The following is a 6,539-nucleotide window of genomic DNA, read 5'->3' on the forward strand; positions in this document are numbered from 1 at the left end:
CTATAAAAGTTGTCGTTTGGTCACTCAGTTCATCGAATAAATCTTTTTGTCTATTCTCAACGAGTGCCCACACAGATTGCATAGGTCAAATTGTTAAAGAGCGTCGCTCAATCTTGAGCGGGAGTGGCATTTTACGCCACCGAGGCAGTGAGTCAAGCTTTTTGTTTACTTGGCTTTGCTGCCGTTTGTTAGCGCGGTTTGCCGTGCCAACGAGGAGCGCATTATAGAGAGGTATTTTTGTGACGCAAGGGGTTTTTAAAGAAAAAATACCGACCGAACAAAAACCCAACAATTCGCAAGTTTTCTCGCCAATTTAGGCGGTATAGCCATAAAAAAGCCACCTAAAACGGTGGCTTTTTTGCGATTTGGTTCGATTAGCTTTGTTTAGCAATAATTTGTTCATTCTCAACATCGAGAACAACAGGGCGTCCAGGCAGGAGATCGCCACTCAGTATTTGCTGAGCAAGTGGGTTCTCTATCGATTGCTGAATTGCCCGTTTGAGTGGTCGCGCGCCATAGACTGGATCAAAGCCTCCTTTCGCGACCATGGCTAACGCCGCTTCTGTCACTTCAAGGGTAAAGTCTCGTTCCGCCATACGACGTGCAACTTCTTGCATCTGCAATCTAGCAATATTCTTAATATGGTCTTCCGCTAAGGGATGGAAAACCACCGCTTCATCGATACGGTTAATGAATTCAGGACGGAAGTGATGTGCAACGACATCCATCACCGTCTGTTTCATACCTGCGTAGTCAAGTTCACCGAAGTGCTCTTGAATACGATCAGAGCCTAGGTTAGATGTCATGATCACGACCGCGTTACGAAAGTCGACTGTCCGACCTTGGCCATCGGTAAGACGCCCATCATCCAACACTTGCAGCAAGATGTTGAATACATCTGGGTGAGCCTTTTCCACTTCATCGAGCAAAATAACGGAATAAGGTCGCCGCCGCACCGCTTCGGTGAGATAACCGCCTTCTTCATAGCCGACATAACCCGGGGGTGCCCCAACAAGGCGAGCCACTGAGTGCTTCTCCATAAACTCGGACATATCAATCCGTACCATGGCATCACGGCTATCGAACATGAACTCGGCTAGCGACTTACATAGTTCGGTTTTACCTACCCCTGTTGGCCCAAGGAAAAGGAAGGAGCCAATCGGACGATTTGGATCGGCCAAACCGGCACGACTACGACGAATAGCATTCGCAACCGCACTTACCGCTTCATCTTGCCCGATAACATGCTCGTGCAGTGCAGCTTCCATATTGAGCAGTTTTTCTTTCTCGCTTTCTAGCATGCGCGCAACCGGAATGCCGGTTTGGCGCGAGATAACATCCGCGATCTCGCTATCCGTCACGCGGTTTTTCAGCAAGGTCATTTCTTGCATTTCGGCTTGGCTAGCAAGATCCAATTGTTTTTCGAGCTCAGGAATTTTGCCGTATTGCAGTTCCGACATGCGGCTCAAGTCGCCAGCACGACGGGCAATCTCCATATCTGTACGCGCCTGCTCGAGCGCCGCCTTGATGTGTTGTGTCCCCGATACTGCCGCTTTTTCTGTATTCCAGACTTCTTCCAATTCAGCGTATTCGCGCTCTTTGGTGTCAAGCTCCTCTTTCAGACTATCAAGACGCTTGCGGCTGGCAGTATCTTCTTCTTTCTCTAACGCTTGCTGCTCAATTTTAAGTTGCACAATGCGGCGCTCTAAGCGGTCGAGCGATTCGGGCTTAGAGTCGATTTGCATGCGAATGCTCGACGCAGCTTCATCAATCAAGTCAATGGCTTTGTCGGGCAGTTGCCGATCAGCAATATAACGGTGCGATAAACTTGCAGCTGCAACAATCGCTGGGTCGGTAATTTCAACGGCATGGTGCAGCTCATAACGCTCTTTGAGTCCACGTAAAATCGCCACCGTATCTTCCACTGTAGGCTCGTTGATCAACACTTTTTGGAAACGGCGCTCTAGCGCAGCATCTTTTTCTACATACTGGCGATATTCATCCAGTGTGGTTGCGCCAACACAGTGGAGCTCCCCGCGAGCCAACGCCGGCTTCAGCATGTTGCCCGCATCCATCGCTCCTTCGGCTTTGCCTGCACCGACCATGGTGTGTAATTCATCAATGAATAGAATGACATTGCCTTCTTCTTTCGCAAGTTCATTCAGCACCGCTTTTAAACGTTCTTCGAATTCACCACGGTATTTCGCACCGGCCACCAACGAACCCATGTCTAGCGAGAGAACGCGTTTTTTGCGTAGCCCTTCAGGAACCTCACCGTTGACGATACGCTGAGCTAAGCCTTCCACAATGGCGGTTTTACCGACACCGGGTTCACCGATTAACACGGGATTGTTTTTGGTGCGCCGCTGCAACACTTGCACGGTACGACGAATTTCATCATCGCGACCAATCACAGGATCCAGTTTGCCCTGCTCCGCTCGCTCAGTAAGATCGATGGTGAATTTTTCAAGCGCTTGTCGATTTTCTTCCGCATTAGGGTCATCCACTTGTTGCCCACCGCGGACTTTCTCAATCGCCTCTTCCACTTTTTGACTGGTTAAGCCATGGCTGCGCAACAACTCACCTAATGGTCCTTTATCTTCCACCGCGGCTAACACAAATAACTCAGACGAGATGTACTTGTCTTTACGCTTTTGCGAGATCTTATCGCACAGGTTGAAGAGGATACCGAGATTATTAGAAAGCTGAACTTCGCCGCCCGTCCCTGTCACTTTCGGTAAGCGATCAAGTAATTCAGAAAGGCTAGAACGCAGTTGGCTCACATCTACGTTCATCATGGTGAGTAAAGGGCGAATCGCACTGCTATCTTGATTGAGCAATGCGCTCATCAAGTGAACGGGTTCGATATATTGATGATCACGTCCTAATGCCAGTGACTGTGCATCAGAAATGGCGATTTGAAATTTACTGGTAAAACGATCAAGGCGCATAGCTCCTCCCACTTAACACCTTAGCTTGATGAATAAATGGGCACCATCAGTGAGGTTTTCAACCATCGCCACTGACTTTATTTTGTCAGCCAAATACAACTGGCCATACGGCCTGTTTGCCCATCACGTCGGTAAGAATAGAACTGATCTCGTTGCCGGTAAGTACAATGGTCGCCACCATACACGTCCGTGACGCCCATTTTGGCAAGGCGCTGTTTAGCCAGCAGATACAAGTCGGCAAGATACTTCTGATGCGGTTGACGAACGAAAGCTGAGCGAGCCGCCGGGCAGTCGCGCGTAAAAGCGTCATAAACCTCCTGTCCGACCTCAAAATGCATGGGACCGATTGCCGGCCCCAGCCAAGCCATACATTGGGTCGAGTCCGTAAACGTGGCGACGGTTGTCTCTATGACTCCATCGAGTAGCCCTCGCCAACCTGCATGTACAGCCGCAACTTGTGATCCCTGCCGATCGGTGATCAAGACAGGTAAACAGTCAGCGGTCATCACTGTACACACTTGACCAGATACGTCCGTCACCGCCGCATCCGCGTCTGGCAAGCTCTCAACACACGGTAGCCGTACTACCTGTGTACCATGAACTTGATTAAGCCAGGTGATAGGCCCACCAACCAGCGCTTGAAGAATGGCCCTATTTTGCGAGACAACTTCGGCGTCATCCCCCACATGTAGGCCAAGGTTCCAGCCCGAAAAGGCGCCCTGACTCGTCCCACCGAAGCGAGTGGTGGTCAGTGCCTTTACATGACGCGGCGCAGGCCAGTCAGGCTGGATACATTCCATTAATAGTCCTCTTCTCCGTATTTCGCTTGATCATCTCTGAGTAGCTCGGTCAACGCGACCATATCCTCAGGAATCGGAGCATGCCATTCCATTTGCTCGCCCGTCACCGGATGATCTAAGCGTAGCATCGCTGCATGCAAAGCTTGTCGTTTGAACTGACGCAAACCTTGAACCAACACATCGTCCGCCTGACCCGGTGGCTTAGCCTTTCCTCCATATAAAGGATCGCCTACCAAAGGATGGTTCAAATAGGCCATATGGACACGAATTTGGTGAGTGCGTCCGGTTTCCAATCGCAGCCTTAGCCGTGTATGACCTCGAAAATGCTCCGCAACCCGATAGTGGGTGATCGCGGGCTTGCCTAGCTCGTGTACCGCCATATGGGTGCGCTTGGTGGAGTGACGGCCAATGGGCTTATCCACCAATCCGCCTCCGGTCATATTCCCGATCGCAATCGCCTCATATTCGCGAGTAATTTTACGCTTTTGCAAGGCACGCACTAATCGCGTTTGCGCTGGGATGGTTTTAGCGACAACCATCAACCCTGTCGTATCTTTATCAAGTCGGTGCACGATACCTGCGCGAGGCACATCGCCGATCTCAGGATAGAGATACAATAATCCGTTTAAGATAGTGCCATCTGGGCACCCAGCGCCCGGATGCACGACTAAACCTGCAGGTTTGTTAATCACCAACAAGTCATCATCTTCGTAGACAATATCTAGAGGGATATCTTGCGGGATCCAGCGATTATCGTCTTCCACTTCCGCTTGGATCTGTATCGCTTCTCCCCCCATCACTTTATGGCGAGGCTTATCCATTACCTCCCCGTCTAAGCACACTTGCCCTGCCTGGATCCATGTTTTGATCCGAGAGCGCGAGTAGTCAGGGAACAGCTCTGCAATTGCTTGGTCGAGTCGTTGGCCCAGTTGGTGGTCTTGAATGTGGTGAGATAATTCTATCTGTTGTGCCATATCGAACTTTTCTGTGATTTCTATGACTAATCCCTCGCGACAGTCGTTATGGCGGCGTGTGGCGTATCGCCCGCTCTCGCCTTTTGCTATAGTCGCCTGTCACTGGATAAAATAGCCGGAATAATGACATTGTATCTGTTTGCCGCTGCGACCGTAATCCAGATGGCATAAAAACTTTTCAAGGAAGTGCGATAACCCATGAAACGCCTTACGCTTACTGCGCTGTTAGCCACCTCAATACTCGCGGGCTGTTCAAGTAACAACCAAGTCGTTCAAGATGATCCGCCATCTAAGCTGTATCAAGATGCAGAGGCGCAGTTAAACAAAGGCGCTTGGATCACTGCGATCGAAAAACTCGAAGCGCTAGATTCACGCTATCCGTTTGGCGCATACTCCGATCAAGTCCAGCTTGATCTGATCTACGCCTATTACAAAAACGACGATCTCGCGCTCGCAGAAGCCACCATAGATCGTTTTATCCGTATGCATCCAGCTCACCCAGAAAGCGATTGGGTAGTCTATATGCGTGGTTTGGTTCACATGGCGCAAGATCGCAGCCTGATCCACGATATTCTCCGTATGGAGCGTAACGATCGCGACCCAGAACCCGCCAGAAAGGCCTTTGCCGATTTTCGTCGCTTACTCGAACGCTACCCTAATAGTGAATATGCTGCAGACGCGAAAGCACGGATGGTGGCACTGAAAAACCGCTTAGCTAACTATGAATTGGCCACTGCGGATTTCTATATTCGTCGCGAAGCTTGGGTTGCCGCCGTGAATCGTTGTCAAGCTATACAGCGAGACTTTCCAGATACAGAGGCCGCACGCGCTTCTCTACCGTTAATGTTAAAAGCCTACGAAAAGCTGGGACTTGAAGAGCCGGCCCAGAGGACGCGTGAACTCATTGAGAAAAACCCACGCTAAAAGAGAGCGAAGCACTCAGGCTAAAGCCTCCAAAATTGGGGGCTTTTTTGTGCCTGCCGGATACGGATAAAAATAATGGCTGCCGCCCACACCTCAGCGTATCTATATGTAGATGCCACAACGCCCAACGCATCGCGTCCCCCGTACCAGTCTTACGCAAGATTACTGCGATAAGAATTGGCACCGACTGTCAGTTCAGAGCGTAGAGGTTGAGCTTAACGTCTTATATTCATCTGCTTTGATGATTGAATTGTGTCTGTATGACGGGAGTTTTGAAGCGAGGCGCATAGGGCTGATACACCCTCAAGATACAAAAAAGCCCCGACCGTCAGGTCAGGGCTTGGTGTTTCTGCTAATTAAAGTCTTACATTTAGCTGCTTTAATTAGGTTATCTTATTTGATGCGATGGGGATGTTGAATCGAGACGCGCAGTGTATGCCAATACATGAGCATCGAAGATATCAAAAGCATCGAGCTATCAATAAGATTGAGCCGTTTTTGCCTTCAGATTTTTCAAAAAATCTGAAAACAAGAAAGCAAGCCTGGCGATGTCCTACTCTCACATGGGGAGACCCCACACTACCATCGGCGCTGCTTCGTTTCACTACTGAGTTCGGCATGGAATCAGGTGGGTCCAAAGCGCTATGGTCGCCAAGCAAAATTTTGTTTTGTCTTCACTTTTTTAAAAGTGAAAACCATCAACCTAGAAAGCTGTTCGTTCTCGCCACAATCAACTGGCTTATTTTAAGTCCAACCCAAAACCTCTTGGGTGTTGTATGGTTAAGCCTCACGGGCAATTAGTACAGGTTAGCTCAACGCCTCACAGCGCTTACACACCCTGCCTATCAACGTCGTAGTCTACGACAACCCTTTAGAGGCTCGAAGCTCTA

At 49.7% G+C, this 6,539-nt stretch carries 4 protein-coding genes and 2 rRNA genes; 1 reads left to right on the plus strand and 5 read right to left on the minus strand.

Translation table 11 applies throughout. From position 1 onward, the window contains the following. Window positions 1-374: 374 nt before the first annotated feature. The 3 genes from clpB to rluD form a co-directional block, all read right to left on the minus strand. Window positions 375-2,951: an ATP-dependent chaperone ClpB gene (gene clpB / locus BGK46_RS16325; protein WP_069591098.1), complete on the minus strand. Its 2,577-nt coding sequence runs from the start codon at window positions 2,949-2,951 to the stop codon at window positions 375-377. A gap of 77 nt (window positions 2,952-3,028) precedes the next feature. Further along, on the minus strand, window positions 3,029-3,751 hold the full coding sequence (gene pgeF / locus BGK46_RS16330; RefSeq protein WP_069591099.1) for a peptidoglycan editing factor PgeF: 723 nt from the start codon (window positions 3,749-3,751) through the stop codon (window positions 3,029-3,031). Next, entirely contained in the window at window positions 3,751-4,725 is a 975-nt protein-coding gene (gene rluD, locus BGK46_RS16335) for a 23S rRNA pseudouridine(1911/1915/1917) synthase RluD (protein WP_069591100.1), read from the minus strand. The genes pgeF and rluD overlap by 1 nt, the downstream gene beginning before the upstream one ends. A gap of 198 nt (window positions 4,726-4,923) precedes the next feature. Here rluD and bamD point away from each other — a divergent pair, with 198 nt between their 5' ends. Next, the gene (bamD, locus tag BGK46_RS16340; RefSeq protein WP_069591102.1) at window positions 4,924-5,649 is read left to right on the plus strand and encodes an outer membrane protein assembly factor BamD; all 726 of its coding nucleotides are present in this window, start codon (window positions 4,924-4,926) and stop codon (window positions 5,647-5,649) included. A gap of 540 nt (window positions 5,650-6,189) precedes the next feature. Here bamD and rrf read toward each other — a convergent pair. Both rrf and BGK46_RS16350 read right to left on the minus strand, forming a co-directional pair. After that, window positions 6,190-6,305: ribosomal RNA gene (gene rrf / locus BGK46_RS16345) — 5S ribosomal RNA — on the minus strand. Window positions 6,306-6,425: 120 nt separating this feature from the next. Then, window positions 6,426-6,539: ribosomal RNA gene (locus BGK46_RS16350) — 23S ribosomal RNA — on the minus strand; the annotation flags it as partial.

The sequence above is a fragment of the Salinivibrio sp. SS2 genome, assembly GCF_001722075.1.
In the GTDB taxonomy this organism is placed as follows: Bacteria; Pseudomonadota; Gammaproteobacteria; order Enterobacterales; family Vibrionaceae; genus Salinivibrio; species Salinivibrio proteolyticus.